Annotated in this window: 1 protein-coding gene; it reads right to left on the reverse strand. The window is 69.3% G+C overall.

Annotated elements, in window-relative coordinates; translation table 11 throughout:
• Positions 1 to 116: 116 nt before the first annotated feature.
• On the reverse strand, positions 117 to 534 hold a 418-nt coding region (locus RF646_RS13445; RefSeq protein ID WP_368836244.1), incomplete at its 5' end, for a phosphoribosylformylglycinamidine synthase subunit PurQ.

Genomic DNA, 534 nt, shown 5'->3' on the forward strand with positions numbered 1-534 from the left:
CTCGTTGTCCTTGAGGCCCAGCTCGGCCCAGGGCAGCTCGGTGTCGGGGGTGGCCGTCGCGTGCTCGACGGTGTCCAGGTTGAAGTGCTTGTCGCTCATGGAGTGCTCGGTGTCCCTTACTTGACCAGTGCCTTGAGGGCGGAGACGAACAGGCCCAGCCCGTCCGTGCCGTCGCGCATGCCGACCTCGCCGGAGGCCGAGGAGTCCGCGCCGAAGCCCGGCTCGACCGCGTGCTCGGGGTGCGGCATGAGGCCCACCACGTTGCCGCCGGCGTTGCAGATCCCGGCGATGTCCCGCCGGGACCCGTTGGGGTTGCACCCGACGTAGCGGAAGACCACGCGGCCCTCGGCCTCGAGGGCGTCGAGGGTCCGCTCGTCCGCCACGTACTGGCCGTCCTGGTTCTTGAGCGGGACCACGATCTCCTGGCCCTGCTCGAACTCGGTGGTCCACACGGTCGTGCTGTTCTCCACGCGCAGGCGCTGGTCCCGGCACAGGAACTTCAGGCGCTCGTTCTTGATCATGGAACCCGGCAGC

This window comes from Kocuria sp. CPCC 205261 (assembly GCF_040981025.1).
GTDB classification, from domain to species: Bacteria; Actinomycetota; Actinomycetes; order Actinomycetales; family Micrococcaceae; genus Kocuria; species Kocuria marina.